This is a genomic window from Streptomyces spiroverticillatus (assembly GCA_014650415.1).
Lineage (GTDB): Bacteria > Actinomycetota > Actinomycetes > Streptomycetales > Streptomycetaceae > Streptomyces > Streptomyces spiroverticillatus.
Genome location: BMUX01000020.1, coordinates 63,503 through 84,570, shown reverse-complemented (window position 1 = coordinate 84,570; position 21,068 = coordinate 63,503). Strand labels below are relative to the sequence as shown.

Annotated in this window: 15 protein-coding genes and 1 pseudogene; 8 read left to right on the top strand and 8 right to left on the bottom strand. The window is 72.7% G+C overall.

Features of this window, described 5'->3' with window-relative positions:
- Positions 1-14: 14 nt before the first annotated feature.
- From IE269_RS36285 to IE269_RS36275, 3 genes are all read right to left on the bottom strand, one after another.
- On the bottom strand, positions 15-512 hold the full coding sequence (locus IE269_RS36285; protein ID WP_189827555.1) for a hypothetical protein: 498 nt from the start codon (positions 510-512) through the stop codon (positions 15-17).
- 63 nt (positions 513-575) lie between these two features.
- Positions 576-1,385 carry an alpha/beta fold hydrolase gene (locus IE269_RS36280; RefSeq protein ID WP_268253644.1) on the bottom strand — a complete coding sequence of 270 codons (810 nt, stop codon included), beginning with the start codon at positions 1,383-1,385 and terminating at the stop codon, positions 576-578.
- Between the two features lie 176 nt (positions 1,386-1,561).
- Positions 1,562-4,930 carry an ATP-binding protein gene (locus IE269_RS36275; protein ID WP_229898481.1) on the bottom strand — a complete coding sequence of 1,123 codons (3,369 nt, stop codon included), beginning with the start codon at positions 4,928-4,930 and terminating at the stop codon, positions 1,562-1,564.
- A 763-nt stretch (positions 4,931-5,693) separates the two neighbouring features.
- Between IE269_RS36275 and IE269_RS36270 the strand changes: the two genes are divergently transcribed.
- The 8 genes and pseudogenes from IE269_RS36270 (at position 5,694) to IE269_RS36235 (ending at position 15,620) form a co-directional block, all read left to right on the top strand.
- Entirely contained in the window at positions 5,694-7,844 is a 2,151-nt protein-coding gene (locus tag IE269_RS36270) for a hypothetical protein (RefSeq protein WP_189827554.1), read from the top strand.
- Between the two features lie 72 nt (positions 7,845-7,916).
- Positions 7,917-9,461 (top strand): GT4 family glycosyltransferase PelF, encoded by a 1,545-nt coding sequence (gene pelF / locus IE269_RS36265; RefSeq protein WP_189827553.1) that lies wholly within the window; start codon positions 7,917-7,919, stop codon positions 9,459-9,461.
- Positions 9,458-10,855, top strand: a complete 1,398-nt coding sequence (locus tag IE269_RS36260; protein WP_189827552.1) for a hypothetical protein — start codon at positions 9,458-9,460, stop codon at positions 10,853-10,855. The genes pelF and IE269_RS36260 overlap by 4 nt, the downstream gene beginning before the upstream one ends.
- A 98-nt stretch (positions 10,856-10,953) precedes the next feature.
- On the top strand, positions 10,954-11,955 hold the full coding sequence (locus IE269_RS36255) for an SDR family NAD(P)-dependent oxidoreductase (RefSeq protein WP_189827551.1): 1,002 nt from the start codon (positions 10,954-10,956) through the stop codon (positions 11,953-11,955).
- Positions 11,956-12,031: 76 nt separating this feature from the next.
- Positions 12,032-12,745: a nucleotidyltransferase family protein gene (locus IE269_RS36250; RefSeq protein WP_189827550.1), complete on the top strand. Its 714-nt coding sequence runs from the start codon at positions 12,032-12,034 to the stop codon at positions 12,743-12,745.
- A 6-nt stretch (positions 12,746-12,751) separates the two neighbouring features.
- Positions 12,752-13,666, top strand: a pseudogene (locus IE269_RS36245) (NAD-dependent epimerase/dehydratase family protein); the annotation flags it as partial.
- A gap of 233 nt (positions 13,667-13,899) precedes the next feature.
- Complete coding sequence (locus IE269_RS36240; RefSeq protein WP_189827548.1) at positions 13,900-14,562, top strand: spherulation-specific family 4 protein; 663 nt, start codon at positions 13,900-13,902, stop codon at positions 14,560-14,562.
- Between the two features lie 104 nt (positions 14,563-14,666).
- A complete protein-coding gene (locus tag IE269_RS36235) occupies positions 14,667-15,620 on the top strand; it encodes an endo alpha-1,4 polygalactosaminidase (protein ID WP_438817662.1) in 954 nt (317 codons plus the stop codon).
- A gap of 4 nt (positions 15,621-15,624) precedes the next feature.
- On the opposite strand, the gene IE269_RS36230 is transcribed toward IE269_RS36235, so the two are convergent.
- The 5 genes from IE269_RS36230 to IE269_RS36210 form a co-directional block, all read right to left on the bottom strand.
- On the bottom strand, positions 15,625-15,861 hold the full coding sequence (locus IE269_RS36230) for a DUF397 domain-containing protein (protein ID WP_189827546.1): 237 nt from the start codon (positions 15,859-15,861) through the stop codon (positions 15,625-15,627).
- Positions 15,862-16,929: 1,068 nt separating this feature from the next.
- Positions 16,930-18,114, bottom strand: a complete 1,185-nt coding sequence (locus IE269_RS36225) for a thiolase domain-containing protein (protein WP_189827545.1) — start codon at positions 18,112-18,114, stop codon at positions 16,930-16,932.
- A complete protein-coding gene (locus IE269_RS36220; protein WP_189827544.1) occupies positions 18,107-19,186 on the bottom strand; it encodes a thiolase domain-containing protein in 1,080 nt (359 codons plus the stop codon). The genes IE269_RS36225 and IE269_RS36220 overlap by 8 nt, the downstream gene beginning before the upstream one ends.
- 3 nt (positions 19,187-19,189) lie before the next feature.
- Positions 19,190-20,146, bottom strand: coding sequence for a Zn-ribbon domain-containing OB-fold protein (locus IE269_RS36215; RefSeq protein ID WP_189827543.1), 957 nt, complete (start codon positions 20,144-20,146; stop codon positions 19,190-19,192).
- 81 nt (positions 20,147-20,227) lie between these two features.
- Positions 20,228-21,049 (bottom strand): crotonase/enoyl-CoA hydratase family protein, encoded by an 822-nt coding sequence (locus tag IE269_RS36210; RefSeq protein WP_189827542.1) that lies wholly within the window; start codon positions 21,047-21,049, stop codon positions 20,228-20,230.
- Between the last annotated feature and the right edge of the window lie 19 nt (positions 21,050-21,068).

The following is a 21,068-nucleotide window of genomic DNA, read 5'->3' as shown; positions in this document are numbered from 1 at the left end:
GTCGCGGTCGCCGGTCAGCCCTGGAACATCTCCGCCGGAAGCGGCTTCAGCAGCGCGTACAGGTCGTCGGTGATCGGCCGGTCCCAACTGGCGATCGTGACCAGGACGTTGTCGCTGCGGTCGAACTGCACGCAGGAGATCCGGCTCTCGGAGAGCTTGAGGCGGCGCACGATGAGGAGGTTGTCGCCCTGCATGACGGGGACGTCCTCGGTGCTGACGACCTCGACCTCCTCGTCGTTCTCCAGCGCGAGCAGGAGCTGTGCGACCTCGAAGGGGACCTGGCCCTCGCCGAGCTCACGGGCCGGGGCGCCCTCGGGCAGGTTCCCGATCACCATCGCCGGGCCGCGCCCGCCGAAGAGGTCGTAGCGCAGGAAGACGCCCTGGCAGGTGCCGTCGGGGGCGGGCAGCAGACCGGCGCCGAGGTTTCCCGGCCAGTCGCCCGGGTCCATCGCGAGGACGTCGAAATCCGGCCCCGTGGGCGTGGCGGAGGGGCGGCGGCGGAGGAAGGACATGCGGACATGGTACGTGGCCGGGGCGGGCCGCGTTCAAGCGGTCGGCCCTTCCCCGGCCGCCCCTCACGGCTGCCGGGGGCCCTGGCGCAGCGGCTGTCCCTCGCCGCTCGCGGCGAGGAGCAGGAGGTCGGCGAGTTCTTCGGGGCGCGACAGCATCGGGTAGTGGCCGGTGTCCAGGTCGACGTAGCGCGCGGTGGGGTCGGCGAGCATCCGGAACTGGGGGTTCCCGGTGTCGACGAGGGCCTGGATCGCGGCGGTCGACGCGAAGCCGCCGCGGGTGCAGAAGACGGCGCTGAACGGGGGCCAGGGGGCGTCCTTCGGCAGGTCCAGCGGCTCTTCGAGGGTGGCCAGCGGCTGGGGTGCGCCGAGCTGCTCGAGGCGTTTGAGGTCCGGCTCGGTGAGGTCGGCGAGGGAGCCCCAGAGGGCTTCGTCGTGCATCGGGGGGACGGGGAGGCGCCAGCCGTCGAGGCTCTGGGCCCTTGTACGCAGGCGGTCGCGGTACGCGGGGTCGGGGTTGGCGTCGATCACCGATCGGCCGTGGGCGGGCATGGCCGCGTCCAGGAAGATCAGCCGGTCGATGCGGCCGGGGCGGCGGAGGGCGGCGCCGACGGCCGGGTGGATGCCGTAACTGTGGCCGACGAGGACCACGGGCCCGGAGGGGTCTGCGGGGTCGAGGTGGTCGAGGGCCTGGACGATGTCGTCGACGTGGGTGGCGAGGGTGGTGGAGGGGGTGGCGAGGTGCCGGCGGTCACCCAGGCCGGTGAGGGTGAGGGGGTGGGGGGTCGCTCCCTTTTGGCGGAGGTGGTGGGCGGTGTCGCGCCAGATCCAGGCGCCGGTGTAGCCGCCGGGGACGAGGAGGAGGTGGGTCATCATGGCCGAGCTCCATTTCTGGTTGCTGTTCGTGCCGGGGGCGCTGCCCCCGGACCCCCGGGTTTCGCCCCGGTCCCGCCCCTTTCCCTGAAGCGCTCGCCGCGCGGCTTGGGTTTTGGTTGCTCGCGCCCGCGCGGCGGAGCCGCAAATCGACACAGCCCCGCGCCCCTGGAGGGGCGCTACTCGCGCAGGGCCGCAGCGAGCCCCTCCCGTTCCGTGCCCAGTTTGCGGTAGACCGTGGACATCAGGCGGGCGACTCCTGTCTCGTCCGAGGCCAGGGTCTCCGCTATGTCCCGGACCGTGTCGCCCGCGACCGTCATGCGTGCGGCCGTCCGCTCCCGCGACGTGAGCGTGGCGGTGTCCTCGTCCGTGGGACGCAGGCGGCGCGGGCTCAGGCCCGCGGCGGCCAGCTCCTGGCGGGCCTGTTCCGCGAGGCCGTCGGCGCGGCACTGGAGGGCGCCTTCGAGGGCGCGGTAGAGGTGCTCGGCGGCCTCCTTCGCGCGGGCCGTGCGGCGCAGTTCGCGGCCCAGGGCGAAGAGGGAGCAGGCCAGTTCGTAGGCGGCCGGTGACGCCTCCAGGCAGGCCACCGACTCCTCCAGGAGCTTGACCCGCTCGGCGGGGGTCGCCGCCACTTCCGCCTGGACGCGCAGCGCCTGGCCGATGACGGAGGGCGTGCCGGTCAGGCGGGCGCGGGCGACCGCTTCGCGGGCGGTGGCGCGGGCGCGTTCCGGCGCGTCGTGGGCCTCGGCGCGGGCCAGGTGCAGCATCCAGGGGCACCAGCCGGGGTTGCGGATGCCGCGCGGCTCCAACCTCCTTCCGGCGGCGGCCAGTTCGGCTGCGGCCTCCTTCGGCAGGCCCCGGGCGAGGAGCAGTTCCCCGTACACGGTCTGCGAGTCGGGGAAGGTGACGGCCGCGGGGAAGGGTTCGCCGAAGCCGTGCCGTTCGGCGACCTCCGTGGCCTCCTCCACCTTGCCCCGGGCGAGGAGGACCTCGACCAGGGCGCCGAGTCCGTACCACTGCACGGGGGTGCGGACGCCCGTGCGTTCGGCGAGGCGCACGCCCGCGCGGATGAAGTCCTCGGCCTCGACCAGGCGGCCCCTGCGGAGGCGGATGTAGCCGAGGAGGGTGTACGCGAAGGACAGGTGCGCCCCGCGCCAGCCCTGGCTCTCGAACTCGGCGATGCCCGGTGCGAAGAGTTCCTCGGCGCGGCCGGGCCGGTCCGCGTACATGAAGACGAGCGCGGTCAACACCGGCACCTCGAAGCCCCGGCTGTCGTCGGCCCAGCTCAGGCCGCCCTCCAGGGCCCGTTCGGCGTGGTGGACGGGGACCTTGGAGTGTTCGCCGCGCAGGGTGGCGTCCCAGGCGCGCAGCCCGATGATGTACCGCTCGGTGATGTCGCGGCCGGTCAGCCGGTCGGCGAGGCGGGCCAGGCGGCGGGAACGGGCGGGCGAGTCGGGTTCGTCGGCGCGGAAGGCGTCCCACATGAACTTCTCCGCCTGCATGCGCAGCCGGGTGCGGGCGTCCTTGGCGGTGCGGGCCTCGTGGACGAGGAGTTCGCAGGCCTCGGCGAGGCGGTCGCTGTGGGCGAGGACCTGGGAGAGCCGGTAGACGATGCCCTGGCGCAGGGCGGGGTCGTCGATGGGTTCTTCGAGGGCGGCGCGCAGGTGGTTGACGGTGGTGGCGGGTTCGGTGAGGAGGGAGGCACAGCCCAACTCGTAGAGGACTGCGGCGCGTTCCTCGGTCTGCGGGGGTTCGCGCAGCGCGCGGGCGAGGGCCCGGCGGGCGGCGTCGGGGGCGCCGGCGCGCAGTGTTTCGCGGGCGGCGGCGCGCAGGTGGTGGACCGTCCAGGGGTCGGCCTCGGGGTGGGTCTCCAGCAGGTGGCGGGCGGCGGCCGCCGAGCCGAGCCCGGCGTCGACGACGCACCAGGCGGCCTGCCCGTGCAGGGCTACCCGGAAGGCGTCGGGGATGGCCCGGTAGATGGCGGTGGCGATGAGGGGGTGGACGAACTCCAGCGGTGCGTCCGGGTCACCGGTGCCGTCCTCCCGAGTGTGCGGTACGGCCAGGATGCGGGCCTCGCGGAGCCGGTCGACGGCGTCGGCGGCGGCCTCGGTGCCGAGCCCGGCGAGGTTGCCGGCCAGGCCCGGGGAGATCTCCGTGCCGAGGACGGCGCAGGCCCAGGCGAAGCGGACGGTGGCCGTCCCCAGGCGTTCGAGGCGGGCGACGAGGCCGCTGCCCTTGACGGCGGCGGCGATGCCGGGCACCAGGTGGACGCTGGCGGCGGAGGGCGGGAGCTGCCGTTCGTGGGCCTTGGCGAGGAGTTCGACGGTCTCGAAGGGGTTGCCGCCGGTGACGTCCCAGCAGGCCCGGCAGAACGCGTCGTCGGCGTGCGCGCCGAGGGTGGCCCTCACGAGGCGGGCGGTGGCGGTGCCGGTGAGCGGGGCGAGGCCGAGCGGACGGTGTCCGGCCCGGCCCGGCAGCGTACTCAACTGGCTTGCGTGCTCGGGGAGTTCGTCCGGCCGGTAGGCGACGACGAGGAGCATGGGGAGGTCTTCGACGCGCGGGGCGAACGCGGCGAGCCAGCTGAGCGACTCGGGGTCGGCCCAGTGCGCGTCGTCCATGACGACGACCAGGGGCGCACGCTGCACGGCGAGGTGGGTGAGGACCCAGTCCAGGCCGTCGCGCAGGCCCTGCGGGTCGGGCGGCGCGCCCTGGGCGGTGGTGCACAGCCCGAGGGCGGGGGCGACGATGTCGTACCAGCTGCCCAGCCGTGACCGCAGTCCGGTGTCGGACTCCCCGGCGAGCTGCGGCTGGAGGAGCTGACGGGCGACGTGGAAGGCGACGGTCTGTTCCTGGTCGCCGCCGCGCGCGGAGAGCACGGTGCACCCGAGTGCGGCGGCCCGCCGCCGGACCTCGGCGAGCAGGGTGGTCTTCCCGAGCCCCGCGGGCCCGGCGACGGCGAGCAGTCCGCCGCGCGAGGGCTCCTGGGCACCGGCCCGCTCGGCAACCCGCAGCACCCGGACCCGCGCGCCGGCTTCCGGGCGGGAGTCGTCGTCGTGGGCTTCGTTCCCGAGGGCGCTGCCGTACAAAACCGTCGCGTCCGGCACGAGACGCAACCCGGCACCGCCGCCCAGCGCGCACGCCACCCCGTCTTCGTACGCACCGGGATCGGCGCCCCCTTCCGGAGCCGTCCCCCTCCCCGGCACCGCGCGGCTGCCCGCAGCCGAGTCGGGGTGGCCCTCCCCCGGCTCCCCGGCAAGGGGTCCGTCGTCCCCCGTCGACCCGCCGGAGGCGTCGCGTCCCCCGTCCCCGTACAGCCCTGTCAGCGCACGCAACGCCTCGTCGATCGCGGCGAGTTCACTCTCCCGCTCGAACATTCGGCGTCCGGGTGCGCCGGAAATTCGCGACATGTCGTCCCCCAACTCCCGTTCCGCGCCCGGCGCGAGGCGGCGCCGGCGTGCGGAGCCGAAGAACTCCAGCATATGCCGCCACGCCCTGGTGAGGGGCTTCTGCGGGCGGATCGACCGGCGGCGGAGCGCTGCCGGCGGCATGCGTCACCCGTGGCCGGGGTCGCATCATGCTTCACAGGTGCTTCACAGAACGGGCGACCCCCGCGCACGGGAGGGGCGGGCCTTCCGGGTGTGCGCTGCGCGGCGCTTCACGGGCGGGCAGCGGCGCGGGGCGGCGTCCCGGCGGGCCTCCGTGCACGTACGGGCGGAGCGTGCGGCGGACAGGGAAGCTCCGGTTCACTTTCAGTTCACGTCCGGAATGGCCGTGTTCGATGCGGAGTTCGGACAGGCGTGCCGTGCCACCGTGCGCCTGGTTCGCGCCACTGGCCGGGGGGCGTCACTCCGGTTCGACTCGTCGCACTTCAGCGGCGTTGTCGCGGCCGCTCGACGCACCCCGTCTCACGCTTCGAACAGTCGAGCCTTCGACCAAGTGGCCGAATTTCAACCCTCCATCACAGCGGTCACAGGTCCAGTCCACTGGTCGCTCACGATGTGTGCAACAGAGGTCACGGAAAGCGTTTGTGGCCGTGGCGGGAGCGGCTTCCGACCTCCCTGGGGAGCCACTCGCCCACGCACCGTGACCGACCCGCCGAAGGCTTCGAGCATTGCCCCGATCTCCGAAACGACACCTACTTTTTTTCGACAGGTTTCACATCAGGCACACAAATGCTGCACTCAGGCATGAATATGTGAGTCAACAGAGCACGTCGACAGCCGCCCCGTGCGGAAGCCGTCGCCGTGATGGGGGTGGGGGGCCGCCCGGTGTCGCTGCCGTGCGGGCCCGTTCGGGAGGGAAGCACACCGCATGAAGCGTCTCAGACGTCAACGCGCCCTCGGCGCCGGTGCCTTGCTGCTGGCGCTGGGCCTGTCGGCCGCACCGGCCGGCGCGCTCCCGGCACCGGCGGCGACGGCCGCCGAGCAGCCGCGCATCGACCTGCGGGTGCTCGTCGTCAGCGACGGCGGCCCCGGCACCGCCGCCATCGCGGCCGAACTGGACGGCGCGGGCACCCCGTACACCGTCGTCCAACTGGGCGACGCGCAGAGGCCGTTGATCGACGCCGCCTTCCTCGCGGACACCGTGGACGGGCGGCCCCGGGCGAAGTTCCAGGCGGTCGTGCTGCCCAACGACAACCCGTTCGGGGCCGGTTCCGCCGAGATGGCGGCGCTGGTCGCCTACGAGCAGACGTACGCGGTGCCCCAGGTGGACGCGTACACCTACGCCTCCGCACAGAACGGCCTCCAGCCGCCCGTCTACAGCGGGTCCGTCGACGGCGTGCGCGCCGAGGTGACGACGGCGGGGCGCGGCGGCCCGTTCGGCTATCTCGAAGGGGCCGTGCCGTTTGAGGACAACTCGCCCACGGTGGGCGAGAGCTATGCGTTCCTGGCACGCCCGGCGGCCGGGGCGGACTTCACGACGTACGTCGAGGCCCCGGTACCCGGCGGCTCCGGCACCGGCAGCCTGGTCGGCGAGTACCGGCACGACGGGCGCCGCGAACTGGTCGTCACCTTCGCTTACAACCAGTACCAGCAGCAGTTCCGCCTCCTGGCGCGCGGCATCGCCGACTGGATGACACAGAACGTCCGGCTCGGCGCGGCCCGCAACTACTTTGCCGTGCACGTGGACGACGTGTTCGCCGCCGACGACCGCTGGGACGCCACCCTCAACTGCACGCCGGGCGACGTGGACTGCCCGCCGGGGCAGGGACAGACGAACCCCATCCGGATGACCGCCGCCGACGTGCAGCACGCCGCCGACTGGTCGGCGTCGCGGGACTTCACCCTGGACATGGCGTACAACGGCGGCGGCAGCGTCGAGCACCGGGAGAACAACAACGGCGCCGACCCGCTGGCCGACTCCTTCGTGGCCCAGCGCGGCGACTTCCGCTGGATCAACCACACCTACGACCACCCCTTCCTCGGCTGCGAGCAGGACGTGTCGTCGGTGCCGTGGAAGTGCGCGAAGAACGCGGACGGGTCGGTGAAGTACGTCAGCCAGGCCGAGATCTCCCGGCAGATAGCCGACAACCGCCAGTGGGCGGCCTCCGTACAACTGCCGGTCGAGAACGACGAGTTGGTGACCGGTGAGCACTCCGGCCTGAAGGTCGCCCCGCAGCAGCCCGAGGACAACCCCAACCTGGCCCCCGCTCTGGCCGCCAACAGCATCGGCTGGCTCGGCTCGGACAACTCCCGCGATCCGCAGCAGCGTCAGGTGGGCCCGGCAAAGACGGTCTCGCGCCACCCGATCAACATCTTCTACAACGCGGGCAAGATCGCCGAGCAGGTCGACGAGTACAACTGGATCTACACCAGGCGCTCGCAGGGCGGCAGCGGCCTCTGCGAGGACCTGCCCAACACCACCTGCCTGCCCGGCCCGTTGGACGCGGCCACCGGGTACGCGCAGTACATCGTGCCCCAGGAGATCTCCACTGCGATGGGCCACGTGCTGGGCAACGACCCGCGCCCGCACTACATCCACCAGTCCAACCTGGCCGAGGACCGCATCGCCTACCCGGTCCTGGACGGCACCCTCCAGCGCTACGACGACCTCTACACGGCGTCCGCGCCGCTGGTGAACCTGCGGATGCGCGACATCGGCGCCGAGCTGCGCGACCGCGCCGCGTGGCGGACCGCCCTGAACTCCGGGCAGGTCACCGCGTACCGCATCGGCGACACGGTGACCGTGCAGGCCCCGGCCGGCGTGCGGGCCACGGCCACCATGCCGGACGGCACCCGCCGGGTCATCGCCTCGGGCACGGACGCCTTCGGGCAGGAGTACGCGGGGACCGTCTCCGGGTGGGTCGCACCGGACGGCGGCCAGAGCGCGGTGACGCTGAAGCTGGCCGAGGTGCCGGAGGCGGGCGCGGCCCGGCGCGGTTCCGCCCCGCTGAAGGCCGCCCCGCGCACACCCTTCCCGGCGGGCGTCACCCGCTCCGTCCCGTACCAACCGCAGCGCTGACCACGCACCACCGAGGGCGGCCGCCCGGGCCGCCCCCACACCCCCGCACCCTTCTTGCCGTGGAGCGCATCGATGCACGATCCGCACCGCGCACCGCACTCCGGTGCCGCGCGCGTCACCCTCCTCACCGAAGGCACCTACCCGCACAGTCACGGCGGCGTGAGCGTCTGGTGCGACCAGCTCGTCACCGGCATGCCGGACATCGACTTCGACGTCGTCGCGGTCACCGGCACCGGCCGCGAGTCCCTCGCCTGGGAGCTGCCGGGACACGTCCGCGAGGTCCTCTCCGTACCGATGTGGGGGCCCGCTCCGGCCGGTGCGCCGCCGCGCGGCCGTCGTCGCCGGCGGCTGATGGCCTCGTACGAACGGTTCCTGACGGCGCTGCTGGACCCGGGGGCGGAGGACGTGTTCGCGCCCGCCCTGTACGAGCTGGCGCACGCCGCCCGGGACGGGCTGCTCAGCCCTGCGCTGCGCAGCGACGCGGCGGTCCGGGTGCTGACCGACGTGTGGAACCGGCCGGGGCTCCCGGTGGGCGAGGCCTCGCCCACCGTGCACGACGCGGTGACCGCCACCGGGCTCCTGGAGCACGCGCTGCGTCCGCTCGCCGCTCCCCCGCCGCGCACCGGCGTCTCGCACGCGGTCAGCGGCGGCGTGGCCGTCCTTCCGGGGCTCGCAGCCCTCCAACTCCACGGTGTTCCGCTGCTGTTGACCGAGCACGGGGTGTATCTGCGCGAGCGCTACCTCGGCTACCGGACCGGGCCGTACCGCTGGCCCGTCAAGGCGGTACTGCTCGGCTTCTTCCGGCTGCTCGCCGAAGAGACGTACCGCAGGGCCGCGTTGATCACACCGGGCAACCGGTACAACCGGCTGTGGGAGGAACAGGGCGGCGCACCGCCGGAGTTGATCCGCACCGTCTACAACGGCGTGGACCCGGCCGCCTTTCCGCCCGCCGGACCCGAGCCCGCAGGCCCCACCCTGAGCTGGGCGGGCCGGGTGGACCCGATCAAGGACCTGGAGACGCTGATCCGGGCGTTCGCGCAGGTGCGGACGCAATTGCCAACAGCGACGCTGCGGCTGTTCGGCGGCACGCCGCGCGGCGGTGAGGCGTACCGGGAGCGCTGCGAGGCGCTCGCGGCGGAGCTGGGGCACAGGGACGCGGTGACCTTCGAGGGCCGGGTCGACGACATCAAGGACGCGTACGCGGCGGGCAACGTCGTGATGCTCTCCAGCATCAGCGAAGGCTTCCCCTTCACGCTCATCGAGGCGATGTCGTGCGGACGGGCCACCGTGTCCACGGACGTGGGCGGGGTGCGCGAGGCGGTCGGCGACACCGGTCTCGTCGTGCCGCCGCGCGACCCCTCCGCGATGGCGGCGGCCGCGCTGGAGCTGCTGCGGGCCCCGGCCCGGCGGGCGGCGATGGGCGAGGCGGCGCGGCTGCGGGTGATCGAGCAGTTCACGCTGCGGCAGACGGTCGACACCTTCCGGGAGATCTACGTCGACCTGGCACGCGGCAACGCCACGCCCGTGCACGACCGTTCCGTACGGAACCATTCCGTACGCGACCATTCCGTACGCGACCACTCGGAGACCGTGCAGCTGCGGCAGGTGGCCGGATGAGCGGCCCGATATCCCTGGAGCAGCATCGCGGCAAGGAGGACACGCTCACCCTGCGCCTGGCCTCCCTGTCGCAGGTCACCATGGCGTTGCGGCTGCCGCGCATCGGCGCCGGCCGCCGGGTGCACCCCGACGACGCCGTGGACGAGCTGGCGGCGAAGCTCGCCGACCGGATCGGGCCCGCGGTGCACCCGTACGAGGTGGCCGCCCTGCTGGAGTCCGAAGGGCTGACCGGCGAGGCGATCACCGAGAAGTACGGGCACAAGGACCTGTTCTCGCTGGCCGAGGACCTGTACACGCGGGTGCCGCGCGAATTCCCGGAGCCGCCGGGGGCCGCCGATCCGTGGGCGCCCGACCATGTGCGGTGCGCGTTGCGCGGGGCACTGTTCGGGCTGCCGGGTCTTGCGTATCCGCTGACCTCGGGGCTGTGGTTCTCCGACGGTGCGGTGGCCGCGCTGATCGTGGCGGGCCTGATCTCCTGGGCATGGAGCCAGGGGCTCGCGCACCGGGCGTACCTGCGGCTGGCGTCCGGGCGGCACGAGGCCGGGCGGACGCTGCTGTACGGGGCTCCGGCGGGCGCACTGCTGGCGGCGGGGGCGGCCACCGTGCTGGCCGGGCCGACTCCGGCCGCGCTGTTCGCGGTGTGGCAGTCGGTGTACCTGGCGGCGGCCGGGGTGCTGCTGGTGTTCGCCCGGGAGCGGCTGCTGCTGGCCACGCTGGTGCCGGTGATCGGCGGGGCGGCGGTGCTGCCGTGGGTGGAGCCGGGCCCGTGGGTGCGGGCCGGACTGCCGTTGCTGACCGCCGTGCTGGTGGTGGCGGTGGCGGGGCGGGCGATCCGCGCTGCGGTACGGGAGGACCCCGCGCCCGGTGCGGTGCGGCCGGGGCCTGCCGTGTCGTTGCCGTACGGGCTGTTCGGCCTGGGGGCCGGGGTGCTGGTGATGTGCGCCGGGCTGCGGCACCCGTGGGCGGTGGTCGTGCTCACGCTCAGCATGGGTCCGGCCGAGTGGCTGCTCTTCCGCTACCGGGGGCTCTCGGTGGCGGCGCTGCGCAAGGCGTCGACACCGGCCGGTTTCCGGGCCAAGTCGGCTGCCGTACTGGGTGGTTGTCTGGCCGTGTACCTGCTGCCGCTGGCTCCGGCGGCGTACTTCACCGGGGCCGAGATCGCCCCGCTGCTCGCGCTGGCCGCCGTGCTGTGGACGGCGCTGCTCCTCCAGGCGTTCGGCATCGCCTGGGTCCCGGCGGCGCTGACGCTGTGCGCGGCGGCCGGGGTGGGCGCGGACGCCTGTCTGCGGCCTCCGGCGGGCCCTCTCGTACCCCTGCTGTGTTGCACCGCCGCGGCCGTGGGCCTGCTGGCGTGGGCACTGCACCGGCTCGGCCGCCCCACCGCGCACGCCTGAGCCCCCTCCCGACCTCCTTCGGCGCCCCCAGCCCCCGGGCGTCCTCTTCCGGGCAACTCCTGCCCCTTGTCTCCCAACAACCTGTAAGGAACGACACGTTGACCACCTCACCGCTCGCCGCAGTCACCGGGGCCGAGGGCTTCATCGGCTCCCACCTCACGGAGGCCCTCGTCGCCGCCGGGTTCCGGGTGCGCGCCATGGCCCAGTACAACTCCTTCTCCTCCTACGGCTGGCTGGAGACCCTCTCCCCCGACGTCCTGGACCAGGTCGAGATCGTCCTGGGCGACGTCCGCGACCCGGGTTCGGTGCGGGCGCTGGCCGAGGGCGCGGAGGCCGTCTACCACCTGGCGGCGCTCATCGCGATCCCGTACTCCTACCAGGCGCCGCACAGTTACGTGGACACCAACGTCACCGGAACCCTCAACGTCCTGGAGGCGGTACGGGCGTTGGGCACCCCGCGCCTGGTGCACACCTCGACGTCCGAGACGTACGGCACCGCGCAGACCGTGCCGATCACCGAGGACCACCCGATCAACACCCAGTCCCCGTACGCCGCTTCGAAGGCGGGCGGCGACCGGCTGGCCGACAGCTACTACGCCAGCTTCGCCACCCCGGTGGTGACCCTGCGCCCGTTCAACACCTTCGGGCCCCGGCAGTCGATGCGGGCGGTCATCCCGACCGTCATCGGTCAGGTCGCGGCGGGCTCGCGCACGATCACGCTCGGGGACCTGCGGCCCACCCGCGACTTCACCTTCGTCAAGGACACCGCGCAGGCGTTCCTGGCGGTGGGCACCGCGCCCGCCGAGGACGTGGTGGGGCGCACCTTCAACGCCGGTACCGGCGGCGAGATCTCGGTCGGCGACCTGGTGCGGCTCATCGGCAAGGTGATGGAGGCCGACCTCGACGTGCGCGAGGACGAGCAGCGCATCCGGCCCGCGAACTCCGAGGTGATGCGCCTGGTCGCGGACGCGTCCCGGCTGGCCGCCGCCACCGGCTGGAGCCCGGCCCACGACCTGGAGCAGGGACTGGCCGCGACCGCCGAGTTCTTCGCCGACCCGGCGAACCTGGCCCGCTACAAGACGGACATCTACAACATCTGACGCATCGTCAACTCATGTCCGACTCCGCACAGCACCACTTACCTGCCGGTTTCGCGTTCCACCTAGGGAGGCCACCATGCACGCTGTGATACTCGCCGGAGGCAAGGGCGTCCGGCTGCGGCCGTACACCACCGCCCTGCCAAAGCCGCTCGTCCCGATCGGCGACCAGCACGCCATCCTGGAGATCGTGCTGCGCCAGCTGTCGACCGCCGGCTTCACCAGCGTCACCCTCGCGATCGGTCACCTCGGGCACATCATCCGCGCGTACGTCGGCGACGGCGAGCAGTGGGGCCTGAAGGTCGACTACGCCACCGAGGAGAGCCCGCTGGGCACCATCGGCCCGCTGCTCAACCTCCGCGACAGGCTCCCGGAGTCCTTCCTCGTGATGAACGGCGACATCCTCACCGACCTCGACTACGCGGACGTGCTGAGAAGCCACCGCGCCTCGGGCGCGCCGCTCACCATCGCCACCTATTCCCGTCAAGTCCGCATCGATTTCGGGGTGTTGACCACCGACGAGAGCAAGGTGGTGGCTTTCACGGAGAAGCCGAGCATGGACTACCGGGTCTCCATGGGGGTGTACGGGATCTCCCGCGACACCCTCGCCGACTACACCGCGGGCCTGCCCCTCGGCTTCGACGAGCTGGTCCTGGACCTGCTGCGGGACGGCACTCCGCCGCACGCCTACGCGTTCGACGGCTACTGGCTCGACATCGGCCGGCCCGACGACTACGACCGGGCGAACGCGGAGTTCACGACGCACCGTTCGCTGCTGCTCAAGGGAGCCTGAGAGACGATGCGTGTACTCGTACTGGGGACGACCGGCTATCTGGGCCGGCACGTCGTGGAGCGGCTGGAGTCCCTCGCGGACGTCCGGCTGCTCTCCGGCGGCCGGGGCCCCGACGCCGGCCTGCGGGTGGACCTCGGCTCCGCCGACGCCCATGAACTCGCCGACTCACTGCGGGAGTTCGGTCCCGACGTCGTGATCAACTGCGTGGGCGCGGTGGGCGGTGACCCGGTCACGCTCGCCGAGGTCAATGCCCGGGGCCCGGCCGTGCTGGTGGCGGCGCTGCACCGGGCTGCGCCCGGGGCCCGCCTGATTCACCTGGGTTCGGCGGCCGAGTACGGCCCCACCTCCCACGGCATCCGGGTCACCGAGACCGACCCGACCCGCCCGGTGGGCGTCTACGGCGCCACCAAGCTGGCCGGGACGGTGACGGTGGCGGCCTCGGGCCTGGACGCGGTCGTGCTCCGCATCGGCAACCCGGTGGGCCCCGGCGCACCGTCCGCCGGACTGCCGGGCCGCTTCGCCCGGAACCTCCTGGCGGCGGGCACGGACCCGGACGCGGTGATCCGCCTGGGCGACCTCTCCTCGTACCGCGACTTCGTCGACACCCGGGACGTCGCGGAGGCAGTGGCCCTGGCGACCACGGCCTCGGGCCCGCTCCCGCCCGTCCTCAACGTCTCCGGCGGCCGGGCCCTCCCGGTGCGCGAACTGGTCCAGGAACTGGTCCGGATCTCAGGCTTCCGCGGCCGGGTGGAGGAGAGCACGCAGGAGGCGTCGGAGCGGTCCGCCGAGGTGTCCTGGCAGTGCTCGGACATCACGTCCACGGGCAGCGCGCTGGGCTGGCGCCCCCGCCACTCGCTGGAGGACGCGGCACGGGCGCTGTGGGAGTCCGTACGGGAGGAGGCGCGACCGGAATCCGCCCCTCCCGGCCGGCCCCCGGTGCACGTCACCGCGTCCGCCCCCCGTTCCGGGTCCGAGGCCGGAGGCGCATCCCCTGTGCGCCCCCGGACCGCATCCGGGCACACCCCGGGGGCGCGGTTCGCAGGGCACGCGGACGCCCACACCCCCGGGCCGACCGTGCACTCCCGTACGGAGTCACACACCCGCGGCCCCCGCGCCGGGACTCCCGCACGCGCGCCCCGCCCGGACGCCCCGCGGTGAGCATCCTGCTGCCGCTGTACGCGCACCCCGCCGTGGACCCGGAGGCGTGGCGGCTCGCCGCACGCGCCGCCGACCGGGTCCGCGGCGTGGTGCTCAACGCCGCCGACGGGCCGGGCGAACTGCCCGACCCCGCGTTCACCTCCGCCGCCGCCGACCTGCGCGCGGCGGGGGTGCCCGTGCTCGGTTACGTCGACCTGGACTACGGGGCGCGCCCGGCCCCCGAGGTGGCCGCCGACCTGAACCGCCACCGGACCTGGTTCGGCGTCGACGGCTGGTTCTTCGACCGGGCCCCCTCCGAGCGCGCGGACCTGGCGGCCTGCCGCAGGACGGTCCGCTCCGCCCGCCGCACGGGTGCACGGACCGTGGTCTTGAACCCCGGTGTGCACCCGTCCCCCGGATACGCCCGCATCGCCGACCTGATCGTGACCTTCGAGGGCCACTGGACGAGTTACGTCGCCGGGTTCAGCCGCCCCCGCTGGACGGAACGCCACCCCCCGGAACGCTTCTGTCATCTCGTGTACGGGGTCCCCCGCGCCCTCTCCCAGGTCGCGGCCCGCACCGCGCGCACCCGGGGCGCGGCGGTGTGCTGCGCGGTCGGCGGCGAACTCCCCAATCCGTGGTCGGCCCTGCCGCCCGAACTCCTGGAGCACGCGTCATGATCGCCGCCCCGCACGGAGGCACCCCGAGGGCCTCCGACGTCTCCCGCCCCGCGCTCCCTCCGCACACCGGCCGAGGCCCTCTCGTACGGAAATGGTCGCGTCCGGTGCTGCCGCTGGCGCTCCTGGTGCTGCTGGCGCTCGGGGGGTGCTCGTCACCGGGGGCCGACGACGCCCCGGGCAGGCGCCCGGAAGCCGGGGGCGCGCAGCCCGGGGCCCGCTCCGCCGCCCCCGGCACCCCCGCGCCGTCCCTCTCGAAGACCCCGCAGCCCCTCACCACAGCCCCCTCGAACGGCACCTCCCACCCCTCCACCTCCTCGCCTCCACCCCGCAAGGACACGACCACGCGCCCCTCCACCCGGCGCATCTGGCAGCCCCGCCCGGGCACCGCCTGGCAGTGGCAGCTGGACGGCCGCGTCGATCCCCGTACCGACGTACCCGTGTACGACATCGACGGATTCGAGAACACCGCGTCCGACGTGGCACGTCTGCACGCGGACGGCCGCAAGGTGATCTGCTACATCAACGCGGGCGCGTGGGAGGACTTCCGCCCGGACAAGGCCGCCTTCCCGAAGTCCGTCCTCGGCGCCACGAACGGCTGGGCGGGCGAACGCTGGCTGGACATCCGCCGCACCGACGTTCTCCGCCCCCTCATGGCGAAGCGCTTCGACATGTGCCGGGCCAAGGGCTTCGACGCCGTCGAACCCGACCTGATGGACGCCTACCAGAACGAGTCCGGCTTCCCCCTGACCGCCGCCCACCAGCTCACCTACAACAAAATGCTCTCCGCCCTCGCCCACGAACGCGGCCTGGCCGTCGGCCTGAAGAACGACCTCGAACAAATCCCCCAACTGCTCCGCCACTTCGACTTCGCCGTCAACGAAGAATGCGCGGAATTCGACGAATGCGAGAGCCTCCGCCCGTTCATCACCGCGGGCAAGGCGGTCTTCCACGTGGAATACACCCTGCCCAACAGCGACTTCTGCGCCGACTCCCGCCGCCTCGGCCTGTCCTCGATGCGCAAGAACCTCGACCTGGACCCCTGGCGCAAGCCCTGCTGAACACTCACCTCACGTCAAACGCCCCAGCCCTCGCGTTCACCACAAAAGCCCGCCACTGCGCCGGATCGAAAATCACCGAAGACCCCACCGGATTCGCCGCGTTGCGCATCGCGATGAACCCCTCCACGAAGGCGATCTGCACGTCCCCCGCCCCCTTGCTCCCGGACTGCCAGTCCGCCCCACTGAGATCGAGCTCCGGCCTCGCCCGCCCCACCAAACCGTGCTGCGTACTCGTCGCCACCGTCGCACTCCTCCCACATAGCCGTCGTCCGCCAGCCACACTAGCCACCGCAGGGGGTGGCGGACAGGGCACTGACGCAGCGACGACAGGGCTGTTGCCGTGGCCCTCCGGGATGTGCAGGAACGCGCGAGGCACACATGGAGTTCGCACGGGCTGCCGATGCCGGAACGAAATCAATCACGTGCCACACGAAGGGGTGATGTGACGCGAAGTCCCGTCCGTGCACGTACTTCCGGCGATGCCCTGCGGACCAGCCCGTATGTCGGCCGACCGGCCGTGCCCGAGCACCCGGCAGGACGAAATTCAGGGGGGAGAGCCGTGTCCTCTGCACCCGCCGGTAGTTGAGAGGTCGGAGACCTCTGTCCAGCAGATCGCCCCGCAGGGATCTGTGGTTCTACGGCTCCGCCCCACCGCAAAGGCGTTCCCATGGCGGGCAGGGGAAGCGTGTGGCATCTAGCTTGCAGGCGCAACGCTACCCACTCCCCCCACCCGTTCGAAGGAAGGCCAGTAGGGACGTGCAGAATGACCTCCTTCAAGGCCCAACTGTGCCGGATGCGCCCACTACTCGGAGGCGGCTTCCGGAAACTCCGCATCCGCACCGGCAAATTCGTTAGACTCCTCTGCTCCCATGGCCACCAGATCGGGATCTGGGTGTCGATCGCCATGCTGTGCAGCGCGGTCGTCCTCCTGGTGAAGAGTCAGACCGCCGAGGCAGCCGTACTGACAGGCATGGCCACCTTCGTGCTGACGTTGACCGTCGCCAAACACCGAGGCTCGCAGGAGACCCCCGGTGCCGGTCCACCGGCTTCCTCAGCACAAGCCTCTCTGCCTCAGCCGGCGTTGGAAGCCGCTCCCGCTCTCCGTGAGCTACCGCCTCCTCCACCGAACGGAAACCCGGGGGCCTGCCCCCACATCATTCCGGCCCAGGCTCAAGCCCGAGCCCAGAACCGGTTCCGGGCATCGGGCAGGCACCGCCGCACTCGCGGCAAGAAGCGCACCACCACGTAGGGGGCAGGGCGCTCGGTGGCCGGGGCCCGCGCCCCGGCCACCGCCGTACTCCCCTCCCCCTCACCCGCCCGGCCGCTCCGCCCCTACCACCCACATCGCGAAGAACTGGGAGCCGCCTCCGTAGGCGTGGCCCAGGGCTGTGCGGGCGTCGGGGATCTGGTGGGCGCCCGCGCGGCCGCGGACCTGGAGGGCCGCTTCGGCGAAGCGGATCATGCCCGAGGCGCCGATGGGGTTGGTGGAGAGAACGCCGCCGGAGGGGTTCACGGGGAGGTCGCCGTCGAGTTCGGTGACACCGGATTCGGTGAGTTTCCAGCCTTCGCCCTCGGCGGCGAAGCCGAGGTTCTCGAGCCACATGGGTTCGTACCAGGAGAAGGGGACGTACATCTCGACGGCGTCGATCTGGCGGCGCGGGTCGGTGATGCCCGCCTGGTGGTAGACGTCGGCGGCGCAGTCCTTGCCCGCCTGCGGGGAGACGAAGTCCTTGCCCGCGAAGAGGGTGGGTTCGCTGCGCATGGCGCCGCCGTGGACCCAGGCGGGCGGGTGGGGGGCGCGGGCCGCGCCGGCGCGGTCGGTGAGGATCATGGCGCAGGCGCCGTCGGAGGAGGGGCAGGTCTCGGCGTAGCGGATGGGGTCCCAGAGCATGGGGGACGACTGGATTTTGTCGAGGGTGAGGGTGGGGTCCTTGAGGTGGGCGTAGGGGTTCTTGAGGGCGTTGCGGCGGTCCTTGTAGGCGACCAGGGAGCCGATGTGGTCGGGGGCTCCGGTGCGGCGCATGTAGGCGCGGACGTGCGGGGCGAAGAAGCCGCCCGCGCCCGCGAGGAGGGGCTGCTGGAAGGGGATGGGGAGGGAGAGGCCCCACATGGCGTTGGACTCGGACTGCTTCTCGAAGGCGAGGGTGAGAACGGTGCCGTGGACGCGGGCGGCGATCAGGTTCGCGGCGACGAGTGCCGTGGAGCCGCCGACGGAGCCCGCCGTGTGGACGCGGAGCATGGGCTTGCCGACCGCGCCGAGCGCGTCGGCGAGGTAGAGCTCCGGCATCATGACGCCCTCGAAGAAGTCGGGGGCCTTGCCGATGACGACGGCGTCGATGTCCGCCCAGGTCAACTCGGCGTCGGCGAGAGCGCGTTGGGCGGCCTCGCGGACCAGGCCCGCGATCGAGACGTCGTGGCGGGCCGAGACGTGGGCGGTCTGGCCGATGCCGACGACCGCGACCGGCTCCTTGTGGCTGGCGCGCTGCCTACTCACGGGGGTCTCCCTCCAGGACTGCGACAAGGTTCTGCTGAAGGCACGGGCCGGAGGTGGCGTGCGCCAGGGCCGCGTCGGACTCGCCGCGGTGGATGCGGGCGGCCGCCTCGCCGATACGGATCAGGCCGGCCGCCATGATCGGGTTGGCGGCGAGCGCCCCGCCGGACGGGTTGACCGTGATGTCGTCGCCGAGGCCGAGGGCCTTGCGCAGGACGACCTCCTGGGAGGTGAAGGGCGCGTGCAACTCGACCGTGTCCAGGGCGACTTCATACGCTCCGGCGCGCTCGGCGGCGAGCCGGGTGGACGGCGAGTCGGTGAGGTCGCGGACGCCGAGGCCGTGGGCCTCGATGCGGTGGTCGATGCCGCGGATCCAGGCGGGGCGGGAGCAGAGTTCCCGGGCCCGGTCGCCCGCCGCGAGGATGACGGCGGCGGCGCCGTCGGAGATGGGCGGGCAGTCGGTGGTGCGGAGGGGATGGACGAGGTAGTCGCCTGATGGGATGTCACCAGCGAGTTGGGCATGGGGATTGGACTGTGCGTCCGCCCTGCTGCGGGAGGCGACCGCGGCGAGTGCGGGTTCGTCGGTGTCGCCCGCATCGATGAGGGCCTGCGCCTGGAGGGCGGCCAGTGACACGGAGTCGGGCCAGAGCGGGGCGAGGTAGTACGGGTCGAGCTGGCGGGTGAGGACGTCGCGGACCTGTCCCGGCGAGGACTTCCCGTACGCGTAGACCAGCGCGGTGTCCGCCTCGCCGGTGAGAATCTTCACCCAGGCCTCGTACAGCGCCCAGGCCCCGTCCATCTCGACGTGCGACTCGGAGATCGGCGGCCAGGCGCCGACCCCGTCGAGCGCCATGGTGAAGGAGAAGGCGCGGCCCGCGAGGTAGTCGCTGGAGCCGGAGCAGGTGAAGCCGATGTCGCTGGTCTTCAGGCCGGTGTCGGCGAGGACCTGGTGCAGGACCGGCATCAGCATCTCGACTTCGGAGAGCTCGTCGGTGCGGCGGCGGTGGTCGGTCTGCGCGAAGGCGACGACGGCGACGTCGCGTATCGGCCCTGTGGGAGCGGGAGTTGGGGGCATGGCTCAGATCAGCTCCTTGAACGCGTCGTAGTCGGCGTCCGGTTCGCCGGTGGGCCGGTAGTGGTCGGGGTAGCGGGCGTCGCCGCTCCACACCGGTTCGACGCGCAGGCCCATCCGGACCTGGTCGTACGGGATGCCGGCGATGCGGCCGTGCAGGGCGAGGTCGGCGCCGTCGAGGGCGATGTGCGCGTAGACGTACGGGACTTCGATGTCGAGGTTCTTCGCCTTGATGTTCACGATGCAGAAGGTGGTGACGGTGCCGCGCGGGCCGACCTCGACCTGTTCGGCGGTGGCGATGCCGCAGGTGGGGCAGGCACCACGGGGCGGGACGTACACCTTGCGGCAGGACGGGCAGCGCTCGCCGACGATCCGGTGGTCGGCGAGGGCCGCGAGGTAGTCGGTGGGGGCGCGGCCTGGGGTGTAGGTGTAGTCGAGCCGGGCGGGGGCGGTGAAGAGGGTGACCGGGTCCTCGAACTCACCGCTGTGCGGACCGACTTGGTGGTCGTTGTCGCTCTCGTACGGTTCGAAGCAGGCGATGTCGGTGATGGCTCCGGTACGTTCCTGGGCCCAGCGGACCCGGACGCGCATGCCGGAGCGGAGCTGCTCGGGGCCGGGGGCGTCGAGGGCGTGCAGGACGGCGGTGTCGGCGCCGTCGAGCTTCACGAGGACCCAGGCGAAGGGGGTGTCGAGGGGCTGGAAGGGGCGGGGGGCGGGGTTCCAGGCCCAGGTGGTGACCGTGCCCGTGGGGGCGACTTCGACGAGATCGCGGAGCTCGTCGGCGGTGGCCGGGTCGTACTCGGTGGGCGGGAAGAGGACCTGCCCGGAGATGGTCCGCACGCCGAGGAGGGTGCGGTGCCGCAGCCCGGTCAGGAAGGCGGACTGGACGGGGCCGAGGGAGCGGGTGAAGGGGAATTCGACGGTGAGGGGGGCTTTGAGGGCGGGTGTCTGCTGGGCGGGCATGGGGCGGGCCTCCGGTCTACGGGGGGGGTGTCGGTGATTGCGCCGGCCGGTCGGGGCGCGATTCGTGGGCCGTCTGCGGCGTCACCGCCGCCGGAACACCGCCCCCCTCCCCTCCGCGAACGCCCTCGCCCCCTCCTTCGCGTCCTCCGTTTCGAAGATCGGCCACCCTCGCTTCAGCTCCGCCGCCAGCCCCTCCTCCTCCGTCAGCTCCGCCGTCTCGTACACCGAAGCCTTCACCGCCTCCACGGCCAACGGACCGCAGACGTTGACCCGTTCTGCGATCTCCAGTGCGGTTTCCAGGGCCGTTCCGTCCGGTACGACCCGTCCGATCAGCCCGATCCGGGCCGCCTCCTCCGCCCCGTACGGCCGCCCCGTGAGCAGCATCTCCAGCGCGTGGGTGCGGGCGATCTGGCGCGGCAGCCGCACCGTCGAGCCGCCGATGGGGAAGAGGCCCCGGCGCACCTCGAAGAGGCCGAAGGTGGCCGAGGCGCCGGCCACGCGGATGTCCGTTCCCTGGAGGATTTCCGTGCCGCCCGCCACGCAGTGGCCCTCGACCGCCGCGATCACCGGCTTGCGCGGCCGGTGGTGGCGCAGCATCGCCTTCCAGTGCAGGTCGGGGTCGGCCTTCATGCGGGCGCGGTACGAGTCCTCCTCACCGCCCATGCCGCGCTTGCCCGCGAGGGCCTTGAGGTCCATCCCGGCGCAGAAGCACCCCCCGGCACCGGTGAGGACGACCGACCGTACGGAGTCGTCCGCGTCGGCCTCCAGCCAGCCGTCGTACAGCCCCACCAGCATCGGCAACGACAACGCGTTCTTCGCCTCGGGCCTGTTCAGGGTGAGCACCAGCGTGGCGCCCTCGCGCCGCACGGTGAGGTGTTCCGTACCCGATTCCGTACCGGACATGACCGTCCTCCCGTCGTCA

Coding starts and splice junctions, on each gene's coding strand:
- IE269_RS36270 (WP_189827554.1), top strand. CDS start 5,694: ATGAAGCGTCTCAGACGTCAACGCGCCCTCGGCGCCGGTGCCTTGCTG.
- pelF (WP_189827553.1), top strand. CDS start 7,917: ATGCACGATCCGCACCGCGCACCGCACTCCGGTGCCGCGCGCGTCACC.
- IE269_RS36260 (WP_189827552.1), top strand. CDS start 9,458: ATGAGCGGCCCGATATCCCTGGAGCAGCATCGCGGCAAGGAGGACACG.
- IE269_RS36275 (WP_229898481.1), bottom strand. CDS start 4,930: ATGCCGCCGGCAGCGCTCCGCCGCCGGTCGATCCGCCCGCAGAAGCCC.
- IE269_RS36285 (WP_189827555.1), bottom strand. CDS start 512: ATGTCCTTCCTCCGCCGCCGCCCCTCCGCCACGCCCACGGGGCCGGAT.
- IE269_RS36220 (WP_189827544.1), bottom strand. CDS start 19,186: ATGCCCCCAACTCCCGCTCCCACAGGGCCGATACGCGACGTCGCCGTC.
- IE269_RS36215 (WP_189827543.1), bottom strand. CDS start 20,146: ATGCCCGCCCAGCAGACACCCGCCCTCAAAGCCCCCCTCACCGTCGAA.
- IE269_RS36280 (WP_268253644.1), bottom strand. CDS start 1,385: ATGATGACCCACCTCCTCCTCGTCCCCGGCGGCTACACCGGCGCCTGG.
- IE269_RS36210 (WP_189827542.1), bottom strand. CDS start 21,049: ATGTCCGGTACGGAATCGGGTACGGAACACCTCACCGTGCGGCGCGAG.
- IE269_RS36250 (WP_189827550.1), top strand. CDS start 12,032: ATGCACGCTGTGATACTCGCCGGAGGCAAGGGCGTCCGGCTGCGGCCG.